Origin of the sequence: Vibrio sp. 10N.261.51.F11 (assembly GCF_041471665.1) — a bacterium.
Taxonomy (GTDB): Bacteria; Pseudomonadota; Gammaproteobacteria; order Enterobacterales; family Vibrionaceae; genus Vibrio; species Vibrio crassostreae_C.
In genome coordinates this window covers 16788-34011 of the sequence record NZ_JBFROW010000001.1, presented here as the reverse complement: position 1 = coordinate 34011, position 17224 = coordinate 16788, and the positions used below count along the sequence as shown (strand labels likewise).

The window sequence follows — 17224 nt, the reverse complement described above, 5'->3', positions numbered from 1 at the left end:
CTTAAGTGAACGGCATTAGCGCCTGAATTGGCGCTGTTTTTGTTTAATCTGTCTTGGGGATTCGCTTTGATACGAGCTCTTAAGCAGTATTAGCGAGCCTCAAAAGCCAGCGACTGAATTGCTTCTTCAATCGTTAGGAAGTGGATCTTCATCAGGCACACTTCAGCTTTTTGAAACTCGTGGTTTCGAATCAGTTTAGTCACGCTTTCAACCGAATACTGCTCAGCTCGTTTAGCTAAACCCAGTTGGTTTGAGTTTGATTGTAGCGAGTAGCTGTCGCCAACTGAATCGATGAGGTAATCATCTTCGCCCAAGATCATATCTGAGCATTCCACCTGGAAATCTTGTTCTGACGCGACGTAAATAAGCTCATCATCACCGTCGAGTTTTACCAAAGATGGCCAACTGATCATTACTGCCCTTTCTATGTGCTGCTTACTGCTTTTAATAGTGGTGACGACAAGCAATTATATAAAAGTTATCGTCATCTGCTTTATACACTAATCGATTCTTGTCATCGATTCGTCTTGACCAAAAGCCAGACAGGTTGCCGACTAGTGGCTCCGGCTTTCCAATCCCTTCAAAGGGCGTTCTTTTGGCGGATTCAATCAACTTATTTAGTTTCTTGAGCGTTTTCTTGTCTTGGGTTTGCCAGTATAGGTAATCTTCCCAAGCATTATCTGTAAATACAATCTTTCGATCATTCGTCATTATTCAATTCTCGAACGGTTGTATTTCCGGCTTCGAGTTGAGCAATAGATTCAGCCAATCTTTCAGCGTTTTTAGGCGAGCTCATAAGGTACAAGGTTTCTTGCATTGAATTAAAATGATCAAGAGACATGACCACTGCATCTTCTGAATCTCGTCTGGTTATTACCGTAACATCAGAATCGTCTACCACTCTATCGAGCACAGACTTAAGGCTATTTCTGGCCTCAGTAAAAGAAACAATATTCATCACTTATTTACCCTGTTGTTTTTGGATATGTTTAATCTTTCTATATACACAGAATAGTTAATCATTCATGAATTAACTATTCTACATGTTCCGCTTGTTGTACATGTTATATCAGAGCTTACACATGATCAACTTATGGTACATGTCATTCATTGTAAATATGCAGAGAGTTACTGACTCAAAATGCTATTTACTCAAAGATCGGCCTAATGGTGCGAAGTAACCTTGCAGGGCTTGGTATATCTGTTCTCGGTGCGCCATATCAGGATACACGGGGTACATATCAGGCTTGGTTGTGCCATCCACTAGATAAGCGTTCTTGATATCGGAACACGATTCAATCACGGATTCAAAAGCGCGCGCCATCATCTCTGTGGGTAGTGAGAAGTAACGGGCAGACATCGCTTTGTCGGCAATCACACTGCGAGCCACATAATCGTGTTTGTCCAAGTTATTGTCGCTAAGCAGTGTGGCATCAAACAGAGACATCAAACTCTCGTTTAATGGATGAGGTCGCACCGTTCTATCGTGCAACCAACAGTCGCTGGCGAACAGGATCTGCTTGCGAGGGCCAGAGGTATCGCCGATTTCAAACGCTTTCTCAGCGATATAGTGGTCAAATGCATGCCAAAACTCGTGAGCGAGCGCGCCAGCTCCGGCATTCTTCGCGAGGGCTAATTCTCGTTGGTTCGGGGCATAGTGTGCTCAGTGAGATGCGCCTGTGTGAGATGCATCTCTTGGAATTAAAGGACGTTAGCACTTTTGATAGCAAATTGCCGAACAAAATTAGTTTAGATTGAGTTCGAAAGCTTCCCATGAAGTTGGGTTACCTTCACGAGTGAGTGGAAAGAGTGGCTGTTGTGGTTTTGCATAGCTTAATCGGTGCAGTCTTTGAGTTACGTGGTAGCTATCAAGCCCTGATACCGTGACCAAATCCAACGCTTCTAAATCAAGGTAGCCATCCGGCATCACGGCGCGTTTGGGTGCGTGAATCGTTATAACTTCACCGATCAACATTTGCGTTTGATTGCTTTCGATTGTTATCTGTTCTTTGAACGCTAACCCTATCTTTAAACTGCTCTCCAAGACGAAGGGAGCGGGGAATGTGTCGTCATAATAGGCCGTTAAGCCGACCGCGTTGAATTCTGAGACTGGTTTAGGGTAGCGAGCCGAGGTTTGATGGGCCTTTTTAACAAAGTCAGCACCAATGCTGTTAACGGTGAAGTACTTAGTTTCTAGGATGTTTTCTAGCGTATGACGTCGGCTTTTATCTGGGCGAACAATAAAACCAAGCAGCGCGGGATCAGACCCTAGGTGAATGACAGAGCTCACTATCGCAAGGTTTTCAAGCCCCTGTTTATCACAAGTACCAATTAGGTTGGCGCTTTTAAATCCAGATAGGGAGTTAACCAAACGAATGCGGTGGCGCGGGTCCATTGTTTGGATATCTTGTTTAGAAAGGGTCATGTCCTTCATATCTTCTCTTCTTCTCATTTATTGTTATCTTCGAGCATGCTCACTAACGGACTTATATGTACGAAGAATCCGCTTTTATCGATCAAAGAGCGCTTATTGGCCGTGGGCAGTTTGTCTCTTTTATCTCTGCTACAGCACAATGAACGAGATCCTTTGCATAGATTTACGTACGTTGACGTCCCTTTACATCACAGGAGCTAAAGTAATGATGTCGTCTTTATGAGTGTTAACAAATGAAAACAGTCCGCAATATCATTTGGGCAATGATTGCCACAATGTCAGCCTTTTGGTTTGCGATGGAACCGCAATTATTCGCTTCAAGCGATGTCTTTGAATGGCGCTCAGCCATGATTCAGTACTCAGGTATTTTGTCTCTGGTGTTAATGTCCATCACAATGATCTTGGCGATGCGTTTGCCTATGGTTGAGAATTGGCTGAAAGGTATGGATAAAGCATATCGAGTCCATAAATGGCTCGGTATCGGTGGTGTTGCACTGGGTGTGACACACTGGTTGTGGTACCAAATACCTAAGTCATTGGTGGTGTCTGGTGTGTTAGATAAGCCTGTTCGACACGATGGTTCAGGGCCGCAAGCTGTTTTGACTGGATGGGAGTTATGGGTCAATGAATTACGCGGTATTGCTCAGAGTATTGGCGAGTGGGGCTTCTACTTGTTGCTCATTTTACTGGTGGCGTCACTATGGGCGGCAGTGAAGTACAAACCGTTTAAATTGTCGCACCGTCTGATGTCGGTTGCGTACCTGTTTATCGCTTTCCACTCAGTAATCCTGCTTAAACGAGCGTATTGGGGAGAACCTATTTATTATCTAACTGTGGCATTTGCTTTGGCTGGGTCTATCGCAGCGATTTACAGTTTGTTGGGCTTGGTTGGGCGTCGTAATCGTCACTCAGCGACGATTATCTCGACTCGCTATTTTCCACAAGCTGAAGTGATGGAGCTGGTGTTAAAACCGGAGGCATCTTGGCAAGGTCACAAAGCTGGGCAGTTTGCGTACTTGCGTTTCGGTAATGAAGACCCGCATCCGTTTACCATTGTTTCTGGCAGTGATGATCCAGAGTTGCGCTTTTTGATCAAAGAGCTGGGTGATTTTACTAATGGCCTATATGAACGAGTGAAAGCGGGCGATGCGGTTACGGTTGAAGGACCCTATGGTCGACTTTATTTTGACCTAAGCAAGCCACAAATTTGGATTGCTGGTGGTGTCGGGATAGCGTCGTTTTTTGCAACACTTGAAGCGCTCAAAACAGAACGAGATCATCCTCGTATTCAACTGTTTTATTGTACTCGCGGTGTTGATAAGCAATTAATCGATGAGTTGTGGCACCTAGCACACGCGGTTGGTGTGAAGTTGACCGTGATAGATACCTTGCACTCACCGCGGCTAAACGCCGGAAGAATTGTCAATCAATGTGGCGACCTCAACGAGTACGAGATGTATTTCTGCGGGCCGGAGTTGTTCTCTACATCACTGAAAAAAGAATTAGACACCTATCAATTTGATATTGAAAAGCACTACCACGAAGAGCTGTTTGTGATGCGTTAAAGCCAACTATTGGAGCTGTGATTGTTAAATTAGTCAATCGGCACAGTGTAAAAAGGCGTAAAGTCACTCAATTTGTTATTGCAGCGGTTTGCTATTGAGCGATACCATATAGGGCTGTTTCTTTGGTAAAGATGTAATTATGTCAGATGAAAAACTCGCACTCGAATGGATGCGCCAACAAGCTCATAAAGTTGACCCATACGTTATCGATCCATCGTTTGATGAATGCGTTGAGTTGCTTGATCCTGCCTTCAAGAAAGGCAAGAGTGTTGCTCAACTCAAGTATCTGTTATCAGAAGCAGATCGCCGAGCGGGCGCGGCAGAACGTAAGCATGCGGCTTTAAAATACGCCAAAGAGAAAAGCCCAAATGCTGGTCAAATCTTGCGACTGCAAAGCAAGCTTCAACAAGTTCAGTTGGCTCTCAAGCTTGCCACTGGCGATAACAATATGACCATATCTCAGTTCTGTGCGGAGTACGATGTCTCTAAGCGTGACGGCAATACGGCATGGAATGAAAAGTTGGTGGAGCAGGGTAAGAGAAAGTAGTCTTTTAAACGCTTTATTCTTCTATAAACTGTCACGTTAGTTAATGTCATACACTTTTCAAAAAACGACCTATTGTTATCAATGAACGCCTTTCTAAAGCCTGAAAAATCGCTTCTCAGGCTTTAATTTTTATAGCCAACCTGTTGCATTTTTTAGCGCCTTTCCTAATTCTCGTACTGGATTTTCTCTCTATTTTTCTGAGATATCTAATGTGCGCGATACACTATTTTTCGCCCATTAATCAATTTCACTTGTGACAAAGTTATCAGAATTATGCATTTTCGGTAACGTTCCCGAAATTATCGATCTATCATCCACTCAGATACAAAAGTGAAGTAATCAACACGACTGATTTCTATTTCTTCTTCGATATAGAGCTTATACATCAAAAGTATAAGCCGAAATGTGCTTACGAATTGTTTTGGGAACGTTTGCAAATAATCCAAAGCAATTAACGTGAGAACATCAGAATGAAACGACACATTTTAGCGGTTGCTGTAACAATGGGGCTAATGACTACATCGGTATTAGCAAGTGAAGACGTTGCAGCATTAGAGCAACGTATTAATGAATTAGAACAAAGGGTTGCACAAACAGAGCAGGTCTCTACCGAGGCCAATGAAAAGGCTTCTTCGTTTGAGTTTCACGGCTATGCTCGCTCTGGGTTATTGATCAACGACGACCTAAACGGCGCGACAGGTACTGGTCCTTACATGACAGCGGCGGGTGCCATTGGAGCTCCAATTGGACGTCTTGGTGTTGAAGATGATCATTACGTTGAAGCGAACTTGATTCATAAGCGATTTGCAGACGATGGCTCTAGTGCTTTGTTTCGCATCATGTTGGCCGACAGTACTGAGACAAATAACGAGTGGACTGCCAGCGAAAGCCAGTTGAATGTGCGACAAGTGTATTCAGAACTGAACCGTCTGAGCATGTTCTCTGAATCTGAAGCGTTTTCTGAAGCAACGTTTTGGGCGGGTAAACGATTCGATCGCGACAACTTTGATATTCACTTTTTCGATTCGGATATTGTCTTCTTATCAGGTACTGGTGCGGGCGTTTATGACGTTCAGATGAGCGACAACTGGAAAGCGAATTTCTCTATTTATGGCCGAGATTTTGGTGAGATTGATAGCTCGTCAACAGATGTAGAAAACTACATTGCAACCATGAATAACCGTATTGGCCAATGGCAAGTGATGTTGAGCGGTATGACCTCAGCAGACAACGATAGCCGCCTAAATGGCGCAGCTGAAAGCGGTGTACACGCAATGTTTGCGTACCATGGAGACAACTTCTTTGGTCTGAGCGAAGGCTTCTCTAAAACGGGTATGTTAGTGGGTAGTGGCCTAGGTGCAGAGCTAAAAGGCATCGGTTCAAATGGTGATCTACTGGATGACGCGAAAGCCGTTCGCCTGTTTAGCTACGGTGTCACTCGCATTGGCGACAACTGGCGCTTAGCACCTGCATTAATGGCAGAGCATAGCCAAGATCGTTTGAAGAAGAATGACGAGTTCACATGGGCTTCTTTAAACGTTCGATTAGCTCAAGAGTTCACAGAGAACTTTGAGATGGTTTACGAAGGTTCATTGCAATACATGGATTTAGACAACTCGACAGAGCAAGCGAGCGGCGGTTTCTACAAAGCGACAGTTGCACCAACACTCAAGCTTTCAACTAGCACTGGTTTCTTTGATAGGCCTGAACTGCGTTTCGCTGTGAGCTATGTGGATTGGAGTGAAGACCTGAATGGTTACTCGATTAGCACTGAAGCAGATGCTGCAACGATGGGAGAGGGCGGCGAGGTTCTGTTTGCACTGCAGATGGAAACTTGGTTCTAATTGCTTGATATATCGTTTAGATAGAGAGTGTTACTCATGATGTGATAGTCGCATCACCAAATGCCAACCTTATCGTTTCAACTCGAAGGTTGGCATTTTTTATCTTGGGATAACCTGATCTCTGAAATAAATCGCTAGCAAGACTCTCGGTCAATAGTGGTGAAGGTCAACACCATCTTGCTCATTTCAAAGCCTTTTTTCTCAATACGGTCGAGTAGCAGCTTGGCTCCATTTTCTCCCGCTTTATCAAACGCATAGTTAAACGTAGACAGCGTTGGTGTGCATACTGAAGCAAGTTCATCATCACCCACGCCGAGTACCAAGACATCCTTTCCTGGAACGAGGCCCGCTTCTTGAATTGCTCTGATCGCACCGATTGCGATACGGTCAGTGGCGCAGAATAGGCCGTCGAGCTTGGTGTGCTCCTTGAGATACTGCTTCGCCAGTTGGTAACCTGATTCTATGGTGAAGTCGCCACGGGCGTGAAATTGCAGTGTGAGGTCGTTAAATTGAAGCGATTGAGCGAAGCCTTCCGATCTCATCTTATCAACCGCAATATCATCACCTTGCACACCGATGAATCCCATATGCTTACAAGCTTTCGCTATGAGGCGATTACCCGCTTCAAACCCTACGCGAGTGTCGTCGTGCACAATGCTTGGGATGTTAAACATTGACCCGTCTTGACCAACCAATACCACGGGTACGGCAGAGCTTTGAATCGCTTTGACTAATTGGTTGTCGAGGTGGGTCGCGTACAGGATGATGCCTTCAACACGCTTCTGGTTAAATATCTGAATATATTCAAGTTCTTTATGGTGTGTTTGGTGTGTGCTCGCTAATAATACATGCTTGCCCGCTTGCTCTAAGACGGCGGTTAAACCATCGACACCCTGAGAGGTGGCATGGGAAGAAACCCTAGGAACAATCACGCCAACCAGGTTGGTTTTTTGGGACTTTAAGTCTTTAGCGACTTGGTTTGGGAGATAGCCACACTCTTCAACCGCTTTACGCACCTTCACCTTGGTCGCGTCTTTTACGCCATACTCATCATTGATTACTCTTGAAACCGTCGACTTGGAAACTCCAGCGAGACGAGCGACATCATGAAGACTAGCCATTATTCATTATCCAATTGTAATTTTAGTTTTGGGATTGTTTGCAAACAGAGCATCAAATTTACCTGTTATTAGGGGATTTTAACCCTGTCTTCTTATCCTAGGGAGATAATTTGAAGATCATTCTCACACTATTGAGCAGTTATCTTTGATCATTTGTTATTTCTAGGCAAAAATTTGTTTTGCAAACGTTCCCGAAAATTCAAAAGCTCAAATGATAATCCAATGGGGTATGTAATGAATTATCCAAAAATAGCAAAAGAGCTGCTTTCTCTATTAGGTGGTAAAAGTAATATCACCGCACTCGCACACTGCGCGACTCGTCTGCGTCTTGCGGTTGCAGACCAAGATAAAATTGATGAACAGGCGATTGATAACCTAGAAGGGGTTAAGGGCCAGTTTAAAGTGGCAGGTCAATATCAGATCATCTTTGGCTCAGGCATCGTAAACCAAGTTTATGCTGAGTTGGCTAAGCTGACTGAAATGACGGAAATGTCGACCAACGATGTGGCGTCTGCAGGTGCTGACAACCAAAATATCCTGCAACGCGCGGTGAAAGGCCTGTCTGATATTTTTGTACCAATCATTCCGGCGATTGTTGCTGGTGGTTTGTTGATGGGTATCTACAACCTATTGACGGCTCAAGGCTTATTCATTGATGGCAAATCTTTAATCGACGCTAATCCGGGTTTGACCGACTTAGCAAACATGATCAATACATTTGCTAATGCTCCTTTTGTGTACTTACCTATTTTATTAGCATTTTCAGCGAGTAAGAAGTTTGGTGGTAACCCATACCTTGGCGCGGCTTTAGGTATGTTGATGGTTCACCCAGACTTGCTTAACGGCTGGGGCTTCGGTGGCGCATCAGTGTCGGGCAGCATTCCGGTTTGGAACATTTTAGGTTTCGAAATCGAGAAAGTAGGCTATCAAGGTTCAGTACTACCCGTTCTTGTTTCTGCGTTTATTCTAGCGAAAGTTGAGCTTGGGCTGCGTAAAGTTATTCCTTCGGTTCTGGATAACTTGCTAACGCCGCTATTGGCGATTTTCATAACTGGTTTGTTAACATTCACGATTGTTGGTCCATTTACTCGTGATATCGGCTTCCTGCTTGGTGACGGCCTAAATTGGTTATACAACAGTGCTGGCTTCATTGGCGGTGCGGTGTTTGGTTTGATTTATGCGCCGTTTGTTATTACTGGTATGCACCATAGCTTTATTGCTATTGAAACTCAGCTGCTTGCGGATATCGCAACGACTGGCGGTACGTTCATCTTCCCTATCGCGGCGATGTCTAACGTGTCACAAGGTGCAGCGGCACTGGCGGTTGGTTTCATGAGTAAAGATAAGAAAATGAAAGGTATCGCGATTCCTTCTGGTGTGACTGGCTTGCTTGGTATTACTGAACCTGCAATGTTCGGTGTGAACTTGAAGCTTCGCTATCCATTCATTGCTGCGGTTTGTGCCGCTGCGATTTCAAGCGCGTTTATCACGATGTTCAATGTGAAAGCACAAGCACTGGGTGCGGCGGGTATTCCTGGCATCATCTCAATATCACCAGAAAAGATTGGCTACTACGTGGTAGGTATGATTATCGCGTTCGTGACTGCCTTTGCTCTGACCGTTGTTTTAGGTCTGCGCGAGCGCAGCAAGCAAAACATTAAAGCAACAGCTTAACGTTTTTCCCTAGAAGTGAAGCCCCCCTTTTCACTTCATTTCCTAAGCTTTGGGGTGCTAGCTAGGTGATTTGGCTTAGCTAGCCTTTTTATATTTTTACATGACAGCGTGAAGTGTCACCTTGCTTTTGGTTGCTACTGCTTTCGATTACCATCGCTTTCGGTTGTCATGATTTTCAGTTTTAAGGTAAGAAAGATGAATCAAGTTTGGGTAACTGGAGACGCCGTCGTCGACCTCATTCCGGAGACTGACGCGACATTATTGAAATGTCCGGGCGGTGCGCCTGCTAATGTCGCGGTAGCGATTTCTCGCCTTTTAGGCAAAAGCGCATTTTTTGGCCGAGTGGGTAACGATCCGTTTGGCACTTTTATGGAAGTGACTCTGCAAAAGGAAGGTGTGAATACCGAGCGTTTGGTGAAGGACCCTGAACAACGCACGTCAACCGTGGTGGTCGATCTTGATGACCAAGGCGAGCGTAGCTTTACGTTTATGGTTAAGCCAAGTGCCGACCAGTTTATGTCTGTTGAAGACATTCCCGAATTTAAGAAAAACGAGTGGCTACACGTCTGCTCGATCTCTTTGGCTAATGAACCAAGCCGAAGCAGTACCTTCGAAGCGATCCGACGTATGAAAGCCGCGGGCGGTTACATCAGCTTCGATCCAAACCTTCGTGATGAAGTGTGGCAAAACCCATCTAAAATTAAGTCTGTGGTCATGAAAGCGGTTGAATTGGCTGATGTGGTTAAATTCTCAGAAGAAGAACTGGATTTCTTAACCGATTCAACTTCGATGGAACAAGGTTTGGCTAACATTGCAGATCTTAACAACACGCTTGTTCTGGTTACGCAGGGCGCGAAAGGCGTTTGGCGAGTATTTGAAAACCAAGGTGTGTTGATTTCAGGTCGCTCAGTGACGCCAGTGGATACCACGGGTGCAGGCGATGCTTTTGTTGGCGGTTTGCTTGCAAAGCTTTCTCAAGATGATGAGTGGAACAATCAACAAGTCGTCGATTCTGCAATTCAGTGGGCGAATGGGTGTGGTGCACTGGCGACCACGCAAAAAGGCGCAATGACCGCACTTCCAACGCAAGAAGCTCTTACTCAGTTTATTCAAAAAGACTCTTCAAATACGAATGCCGTAGAGGAGAGTGTATGAGTTTGAACTCGAACTGGACAGTAGAGCAAAGATATCGCCGTATAGAAGATATTTCTCTAGAGAGTATTGATGCGATGGTAGAGCTTCGCAAACAAGACTCTGGCTATCCAAGCTACCATATTGCGCCTAAGTTTGGTCTGCTTAATGATCCGAATGGTCTGTGTTTCTTTAATGGTGAACACCACCTATTTTACCAATGGACGCCAGTTGGCCCCGTCCATGGTATGAAGTACTGGTACCACCTTTCTACCAAAGACTTCGTTCATTTCGAAGACCACGGTATTGGCTTGCACCCAGACCAAGATTACGACTCTCACGGTGTTTACTCTGGTGGTGCATTGGTTGAAAACGACAATGCATTGTTGTTTTTTACAGGTAACAAGCGCGATGGAAATTGGTTGCGAGTGCCAACTCAATGTTTTGCCAAGATGTCTGCTGACGGCAAAATAGAAAAGCACGGCGTGGTTATCGAAAACGATCACTACACCGAACATTTCCGAGACCCAAAAGTGTGGAAACAGGGCGGCGATTATCTGATGGTTGTGGGTGCTCAAACGCCTCAAAATACTGGCTCTATGGCGCTATATTGCAGCCGAGACCTGATGAATTGGCAGCACAAAGGTCCAATTCAAACTCGTTACAACAACCTTGGCTATATGTGGGAATGCCCAGATTTCTTTGAAATAGAGAATCAGTCGGTGATGCTGTTTTCTCCACAAGGTGTGTCTAGCGAAAATCCATACGATTTCAAAAATATCTACTCGGTGGCTTATATCGTCGGTGACCGCTTAAATCTCGATTCGGTAGAACTGGAAAACCACCAAGATATTGCGCAGCCAGATTATGGCTTCGATTTCTATGCACCACAGACTTATTTAGATGATACAGGCCGCCGTATTCTGATTGCTTGGATTGGTCTGCCTGAGATTGATACACCATCTAATGAGTATCAGTGGGCGGGCATGTTGTCGTTACCACGCGAACTTCAAATCCAAGATGGCTATCTTGTTCAGTCTGCTTTACCTGAATTGAAAGCGCTACAGGGTGAAGCTGTGGTGGTTGAAAATGCTCTTGAATTGGATACAACCAGCTTCATGGTTGAGCTCGAAACGGATACTGACGAGTTTGAGTTTACACTTACTAACGTTGCGGGTGATAACATCGTATTCAGTGCTACAGAAAAGGAGTTCATGCTTGATCGCAGTAAGATGTCTCAGCTCTACGCGGAAGAGTTTGGCTCAGTGAGAAAAGCACCGAGGTTGAGCACCAAGCAAATCATCGAGGTTTATGTTGATAAGTCAGTGATCGAAATCTTTATCAATGGCGGTAAGCACACAATGACCAGCCGTTTCTTCATTGATGACTTGAGTTCATTGTCGATGACTGGTGACGTGAACACCGTTTATCACTCGATGAACCCAATTAAAGGGTTGGACAACTAACCTCCGCTTATCTCCATCAAGAAAGCCGCTGATCAACAGCGGCTTTTGTTTGGTCTGCGACATCACTATTGTGCTAACTCTTTGACCTTGTCCATTCCCCGTAGCCCTGAATCTCAAGTCCATTTAGAACAAACAACCAACGCTAAGGTCGAATGTTATTGAAACTGACCTTCTGCGTTCCGTCATCTTTATTCAATAGCTCCACCACATCGCCTTGATAGTAATACGGTTCCATTGGCATCTCGCTGTTGGTCGGCCTTGCGTAATGCAATACTGCTGGCTTCGCGTCAACTTGCTGTGCGTATAGATAGCCAATCAGCGCATGTTCAAACTGGTGATAACCGTTGCCCCAATGGAAAGCTTTGGTGCGTTTTGGCTCAAGCCCGACACCGCCGTATTTATGGTCGACCCATACATCATGAAAAGTGGGTAGGGTGTATTGCAGGACGTCTTTCATTGAATCATCGACAAGTGAAACCGTCATTGCTGCTTGATCAAGCTCCGCCCATTCCCATGATGAAGCCCAATTTGTGTTTGGTCTGCTTTGCCAGCCAGTTATCTCTTGTCCTTTCCACGCTTTCTGAAGCTCTTCGCCATAATATTGGGATACACTCACGAAATTTTTCTGATATTGCGCATGAACGAGAGTGTGTTTCATCCCTTTGATGCCAAACTCTTTCCATTCAGAGTTATTCAATGTTTGGCCTGTAAGGTAAGTCATCCAATACGCTTTGATGGTGTGCCCAAAATCGTTGTGATTAGCATTCGGCATCTTGGCGGCTTTGCTGTGAATGGCCCCGTAGAAGCGTTGTTCATCTTCAGAGTGGTAGTGCTCGACCATGGTTTGTGTCAGCCAACTTAGATCATCAAGCCATCTTGTCTTGGTGGGCTCTTTTAGCAGGGGAGCGACTAACAGCATGTAACCGTTAATCTGATCAAGTTGCGCGACCAGTTCACGCTGTGTGGCTTTGCCATCTTCACCATCCGCAAGTACCCAAGCAAGACCGCTGTTGTCGCTAAGTCGATATTTATCAAAGATAAAAGCTTGTTGTGCGATGAGTGCTTCTTCTACCTTTTTGTCTTGAGTCAGGTAGTAGTACATGGCAAGGCCAACTAATGCATACGCTTGATCTTGAGAAGTACGCTGCTGCCAATTTTGGCCTACTTTTCCCTCTTTTGTGTAGCCGATAAAGCCGCCGTTTTGCTTATCTTCTAGCTGATCAATGATGTAGTAGGCTCCTTGCTTGGCAAGCGCTAAAGCCTGCTTATCGCCACTAAGGTGGTAGAGCACGCCATAGGCATAAGTTTGACGTGACTTCATGCGCGTAAACTCTTTGCCAAAGTGTGGCGTGATCCAGCCTTTGTTTAGTTCATGGCACACATCAGAAACATCGAGCAAGGTACCGTCATCACAGCGGAAAGTAGGGAAGTTTCCTACCGGTTCTCCTTGAGCGCTAGGCATTAACCAATAAGGTGCAAGCCCTTCAGTCGCATGGTTGAGCCACTCTTCTCCAGAAGGAAGATGGGCGTTGGCAGATACGGCGAAGCTAGTAATACTGAGTAATGCGATCGTTGCTCGTAACATGATGTTTATCTTAACTATTTGAATTTCTTTGAATATAAACAATCACATCTGCACATTGTGATTAGGCGATCACAATCGACCAAATTAATAAGGTTTAGATAAAAGCTCACAGACTAGTGAGCTTTGGAAGTGTGTCTTGTATTTTATACTGGCTTGCCCGCCTCATCTTCTTCAACCACATCGGTTTCTAAGCTTGCCTCTGCCAGCCATTTTTGTATCGATGGACTGTTAAGCACACGTTGTTGATACTGTTGGGCTTTGTCCGAAAGCTGGATGCCATAGGTTTCTACACGTAAAGCCACAGGTGCAAACATCGCATCGGCAATCGACCATTCACCAAACAGCCATCCCTCTGGGTATTGCTCCATCTGTGTCGACCAAATGGCGTCGATACGAGCGATGTCTTTTAGTGCTTCTTCACTGAGTGTGAGCTTTCGTTGTGCGCGGCAGTTCATTGGCATTTCATTTCTGACGGCAAAAAAACCAGAGTGCATTTCTGCCGATATAGCACGAGCTAGGGCGCGCTCTTTCACTGAACTGGGCCATGCTTCGCCGTTCAAGTGGGCGTCGTTAACGTATTCGAGAATGGCCAATGAATCCCACACTGCAACGTCACCATCAACTAGGGTTGGAACCTTAGCCGTTGGTGTCACTTTCGCCAGAGTGTCGTAGAAATCAGAGGTGAACAGCTTGAGCTTGATGACTTCTGCATTCAGGTTGTAGTTGTCGAATATTAGCCATGCGCGCAGTGACCAAGTTGAGTAGTTCTGGTTTCCAATATAAAGCTGCATCGTTGCTTCCTTGCGTTTGGTGGATATGCTTTGAGCCTAGGGGCATGCATTTGAGCATAGGGGATTGTATTGCGGCGCACTAACGGATAATTTTGATGCAATACATTAATAAAAACGATGGGTGGTGATTTCAATATGGATATTGATGCTTTGCGAGGCTTTCTCGCGTTTGTGGAAACCAGTAGTTTCACTCGTGCAGCGAAACAGATAAATCGTACCCAATCGGCATTCAGTGCTCAGATGCGTAAGTTGGAAGAAGAACTCAACGTCACTCTTTTCCAGAAAGAAGGACGTAATTTAATACTGACTGAAGCTGGCTTAGCGCTGCGTTCTCATGCCGAACAGTTGGTCGCCCTTCACAATACCGCACTTAAGCAAGTAAAGCGTTACGAAGACAAACAACCTCTGCGACTCGGCTGCCCTGAAGACTACAATGACACCATTCTGCCGAAAGTGATTCGCCTGTTGCAGAAAGTAGAACCTACCTGTTCCATTCAAATATTTAGCCTACCAAGTATTAACCTCAGAGAGTGGTTAGATGATGGCCGTTTAGATGCGGCGATTGTCACCAGAGCGCCTGATAGTGAAGAGGGTTACTGGCTTACACATGATGTGGGTGTTTGGATAAGCAGCCCTGACTATGCATTCGATGAGTCTAAACCAGTCCCACTAGCCTTGTTTCAGACCGATTGTAAGTACCACGCAGCGGCAGTGAATGGCTTAACCAAGCAGGGCACGCCTTATCAGTTATTGGCGTGTAGCAATACCGCTTCAGCGCAGCGTGCAATCGTGAAAGCAGGATTAGCGATTGGTGCGATGGGTAAGCTAAGCGTGACTTCAGATTTGAAAATTCTTGATGATATGCCGCCGTTGCCTTCGGTCGATATTGTGCTGATCCTAGCGAGTAAGCATCACCCGGTATTGGATAAAGAAGTGCTCAATCAACTTGTGGAGCTGGGTTCTGAGTAGCTTAGGTTCATCTTCCTATTGGAGGATTCCCAAGCTTTTCAATTTTCGATAAATGGTATTGCGGCTGATACCGAGTATTCTCGAAGTCTTACTTATGTTGCCTTGGTTGGCTTGATAGGTTTGCAGCAAGGTTTCTTCAACGGTACTTCTTAAATCGTTATTAGCTGTACCTTTGGTGGTATTAGGAGGCGTGAGTTGATGCTGATTATCGTGTGCTAATGACGTGAGATGTTGAGCAAGGTGGCTGGGCACATGCTCGAGTGTGAGTTGGGGTTCATCACTTGCTAATAGAGCAGCAACCTTAAGTAAGTTGTCTAATTCGCGGATATTACCCGGCCAAGAATAGGCGCACAGTAAGCTCATCAAGTGCGGGCAGATTGTCTGTTCGTCTTCGGCGTATTTACGATGAATGTGCTCGATTAAAGCGTGCTTGTCTTGTCGGTGTTGTAGGCTTGGCAAGGTGAAGGCTAAGCCATTGAGTCTGTAATACAGGTCTTGCCTAAACTCACCTGTTGCGACTAACTGCTCGAGGTTTTTGTGAGTTGCAGCGATGATCTGACAATCGACTTGATAGCTTTGATTGGAACCAACTGGCACCACGGATTTGTCTTGCAGAACATGCAGTAGTCGGCACTGAGCTTCTAAAGGCATGTCGGCGATCTCATCTAGAAATAGAATCCCTTTATCTGCTTGACGGATCTTACCTTGGAAGCCCTTGTGGCTTGCTCCCGTAAAGGCGCCCGGCGCGTAACCAAACAGTTCAGATTCGATAAGGTCTTTAGGCAGCGCGCCACAATTTACCGCTACCAAGGGCGAAGACTTACGCTGGCTTTGCTTGTGCAGCGCTTTAACAAACTCGCCTTTGCCAACTCCTGTTTCTCCTAAGATCAACAAACTGATCCCTTTATCGATTACCTTGTTGGCTTGCTGCCAAGCGTGTTCGATTTGTTGCTCGCCATGGTGCAAATCACACGATGCTGAAATGGAGCGCGTGCGTTTGGTGGTTGGTTGTTTGAGGTGTTGTTTCTCAAATACAAAAGGCGTGTCTAATGAGGTTCGGTTGAAGAGGGTATCGATACTCTCACCGACGATCGAGGTTTGATCCAATAGTTGAGAGGCGACCTGATTGTGTGCCACCACCTCCCCAGCTTCATTGGCTATTACAATCCCTTGCCAACCACTGTGTAATAACGATTTCTCACATGCGAGGTCGATGCGAGTGGTGCCTTGTGGGATGTGGCTCAGTAGCTGGTTTTCAACAAGCTGAACCATATTTTGAACCAGTAGCTGCACCGAACTGTCGTGCTGTTGCTGCTCACTGGTAATGTCCAATACGCCAACCATGTTCCCTTGGTGATCAAACACAGGGCTTGCTGAACAGCTGATAAATCGATGCTGGTGGATGAAGTGCTGCTCACCAATGATGGTCACGGGTTTAGCTTCAACAATCGCGGTGCCAATCGCGTTGGTGCCCTTAAGTTGTTCCTGCCAACACGCTCCTGAGCTGAGTGCAATTGATGTCAGCTTCTCCTTAAACCGCTCCTGTCCCCAACTCGCCAGAATCACCCCTTCAATATCGGTCAGAATCAAACGACTGTCGGTACGAGCAAACATCTGATTAAACAAAGGCAGCGCATTACGTTCGACGATTTGAATCAAGCTCGATGATTGATGACGTCGCTGCTTCAGAATCGATTGTGGTAGGCGAATGTCTTCGGGAAGTCGTCTCTGTTTTAGCCCCGCTTCTGTGCTGCGGTGCCAAGAGGATGAAAGCCAATCTGAGGTGTTTGCTTGTTGAAGGTGCATGACATGTTCCATGTCGTAACAGTGAGGGTGTACCAATTTGGAACAGTTGAACACTGGTGTGGTTTCCAGACGTCCGTTCAATGCCAACTCACTTTGGGTTGTAAACGTTTGGTAATCATAGTTTTACAATTTATTAACAACAAGTTTTGAAGTTCTGGCGTGTGATTTGCGTTGTTACTGTTGTGAAGAAAACACGAAGTATCAGTGTTTTAAACAGAAAGCATAAACATGGGCGTCTTGTCATGAGTTCTTTTCTCAAGAGGAGCCGCCACAAAAATAAGACAGCTCTAG

The 17224-nt window shown here is 45.4% G+C and carries 15 protein-coding genes and 1 pseudogene; 7 read left to right on the top strand and 9 right to left on the bottom strand.

Going from position 1 to position 17224, the window contains the following annotated elements; genetic code table 11:
• Window positions 1-89 precede the first annotated feature (89 nt).
• The 5 genes and pseudogenes from AB4351_RS00160 to AB4351_RS00140 form a co-directional block, all read right to left on the bottom strand.
• A complete protein-coding gene (locus AB4351_RS00160) occupies window positions 90-413 on the bottom strand; it encodes a DUF4144 domain-containing protein (RefSeq protein ID WP_372124708.1) in 324 nt (107 codons plus the stop codon).
• A 31-nt stretch (window positions 414-444) separates the two neighbouring features.
• Entirely contained in the window at window positions 445-711 is a 267-nt protein-coding gene (locus tag AB4351_RS00155) for a Txe/YoeB family addiction module toxin (protein ID WP_372124706.1), read from the bottom strand.
• Window positions 701-958: a type II toxin-antitoxin system Phd/YefM family antitoxin gene (locus tag AB4351_RS00150; protein WP_017061616.1), complete on the bottom strand. Its 258-nt coding sequence runs from the start codon at window positions 956-958 to the stop codon at window positions 701-703. Before AB4351_RS00150 ends, AB4351_RS00155 begins: the two co-directional genes overlap by 11 nt.
• A gap of 186 nt (window positions 959-1144) precedes the next feature.
• A pseudogene (locus tag AB4351_RS00145) lies at window positions 1145-1663 on the bottom strand (LPD1 domain-containing protein); the annotation flags it as partial.
• Window positions 1664-1744: 81 nt separating this feature from the next.
• Window positions 1745-2434, bottom strand: coding sequence for a flavin reductase family protein (locus tag AB4351_RS00140; protein WP_017061618.1), 690 nt, complete (start codon window positions 2432-2434; stop codon window positions 1745-1747).
• A 233-nt stretch (window positions 2435-2667) separates the two neighbouring features.
• Here AB4351_RS00140 and AB4351_RS00135 point away from each other — a divergent pair, with 233 nt between their 5' ends.
• From AB4351_RS00135 to AB4351_RS00125, 3 genes are all read left to right on the top strand, one after another.
• Window positions 2668-3999, top strand: a complete 1332-nt coding sequence (locus tag AB4351_RS00135; protein WP_017064979.1) for a ferric reductase-like transmembrane domain-containing protein — start codon at window positions 2668-2670, stop codon at window positions 3997-3999.
• Between the two features lie 139 nt (window positions 4000-4138).
• A complete protein-coding gene (locus tag AB4351_RS00130) occupies window positions 4139-4546 on the top strand; it encodes a hypothetical protein (RefSeq protein WP_017054885.1) in 408 nt (135 codons plus the stop codon).
• 470 nt (window positions 4547-5016) lie between these two features.
• On the top strand, window positions 5017-6390 hold the full coding sequence (locus AB4351_RS00125; RefSeq protein WP_102320859.1) for a carbohydrate porin: 1374 nt from the start codon (window positions 5017-5019) through the stop codon (window positions 6388-6390).
• 134 nt (window positions 6391-6524) lie between these two features.
• Here AB4351_RS00125 and AB4351_RS00120 read toward each other — a convergent pair whose 3' ends face one another.
• On the bottom strand, window positions 6525-7511 hold the full coding sequence (locus AB4351_RS00120; protein WP_017067468.1) for a LacI family DNA-binding transcriptional regulator: 987 nt from the start codon (window positions 7509-7511) through the stop codon (window positions 6525-6527).
• Window positions 7512-7745: 234 nt separating this feature from the next.
• Here AB4351_RS00120 and AB4351_RS00115 point away from each other — a divergent pair, with 234 nt between their 5' ends.
• From AB4351_RS00115 to AB4351_RS00105, 3 genes are all read left to right on the top strand, one after another.
• The gene (locus AB4351_RS00115; protein WP_017064972.1) at window positions 7746-9185 is read left to right on the top strand and encodes a sucrose-specific PTS transporter subunit IIBC; all 1440 of its coding nucleotides are present in this window, start codon (window positions 7746-7748) and stop codon (window positions 9183-9185) included.
• Between the two features lie 195 nt (window positions 9186-9380).
• The gene (locus tag AB4351_RS00110; protein ID WP_372124703.1) at window positions 9381-10340 is read left to right on the top strand and encodes an aminoimidazole riboside kinase; all 960 of its coding nucleotides are present in this window, start codon (window positions 9381-9383) and stop codon (window positions 10338-10340) included.
• Entirely contained in the window at window positions 10337-11782 is a 1446-nt protein-coding gene (locus AB4351_RS00105; protein ID WP_372057757.1) for a sucrose-6-phosphate hydrolase, read from the top strand. Before AB4351_RS00110 ends, AB4351_RS00105 begins: the two co-directional genes overlap by 4 nt.
• A 142-nt stretch (window positions 11783-11924) precedes the next feature.
• Here AB4351_RS00105 and AB4351_RS00100 read toward each other — a convergent pair whose 3' ends face one another.
• Window positions 11925-13367, bottom strand: coding sequence for an N-acylglucosamine 2-epimerase (locus AB4351_RS00100; protein WP_136982339.1), 1443 nt, complete (start codon window positions 13365-13367; stop codon window positions 11925-11927).
• A 143-nt stretch (window positions 13368-13510) separates the two neighbouring features.
• The gene (locus tag AB4351_RS00095; protein ID WP_372124700.1) at window positions 13511-14158 is read right to left on the bottom strand and encodes a glutathione S-transferase family protein; all 648 of its coding nucleotides are present in this window, start codon (window positions 14156-14158) and stop codon (window positions 13511-13513) included.
• Between the two features lie 117 nt (window positions 14159-14275).
• Here AB4351_RS00095 and AB4351_RS00090 point away from each other — a divergent pair, with 117 nt between their 5' ends.
• Window positions 14276-15127, top strand: a complete 852-nt coding sequence (locus AB4351_RS00090) for a LysR family transcriptional regulator (protein WP_372124697.1) — start codon at window positions 14276-14278, stop codon at window positions 15125-15127.
• A 15-nt stretch (window positions 15128-15142) separates the two neighbouring features.
• On the opposite strand, the gene AB4351_RS00085 is transcribed toward AB4351_RS00090, so the two are convergent.
• Window positions 15143-16933 carry a sigma-54-dependent Fis family transcriptional regulator gene (locus tag AB4351_RS00085; RefSeq protein ID WP_372124695.1) on the bottom strand — a complete coding sequence of 597 codons (1791 nt, stop codon included), beginning with the start codon at window positions 16931-16933 and terminating at the stop codon, window positions 15143-15145.
• Window positions 16934-17224: the final 291 nt, after the last annotated feature.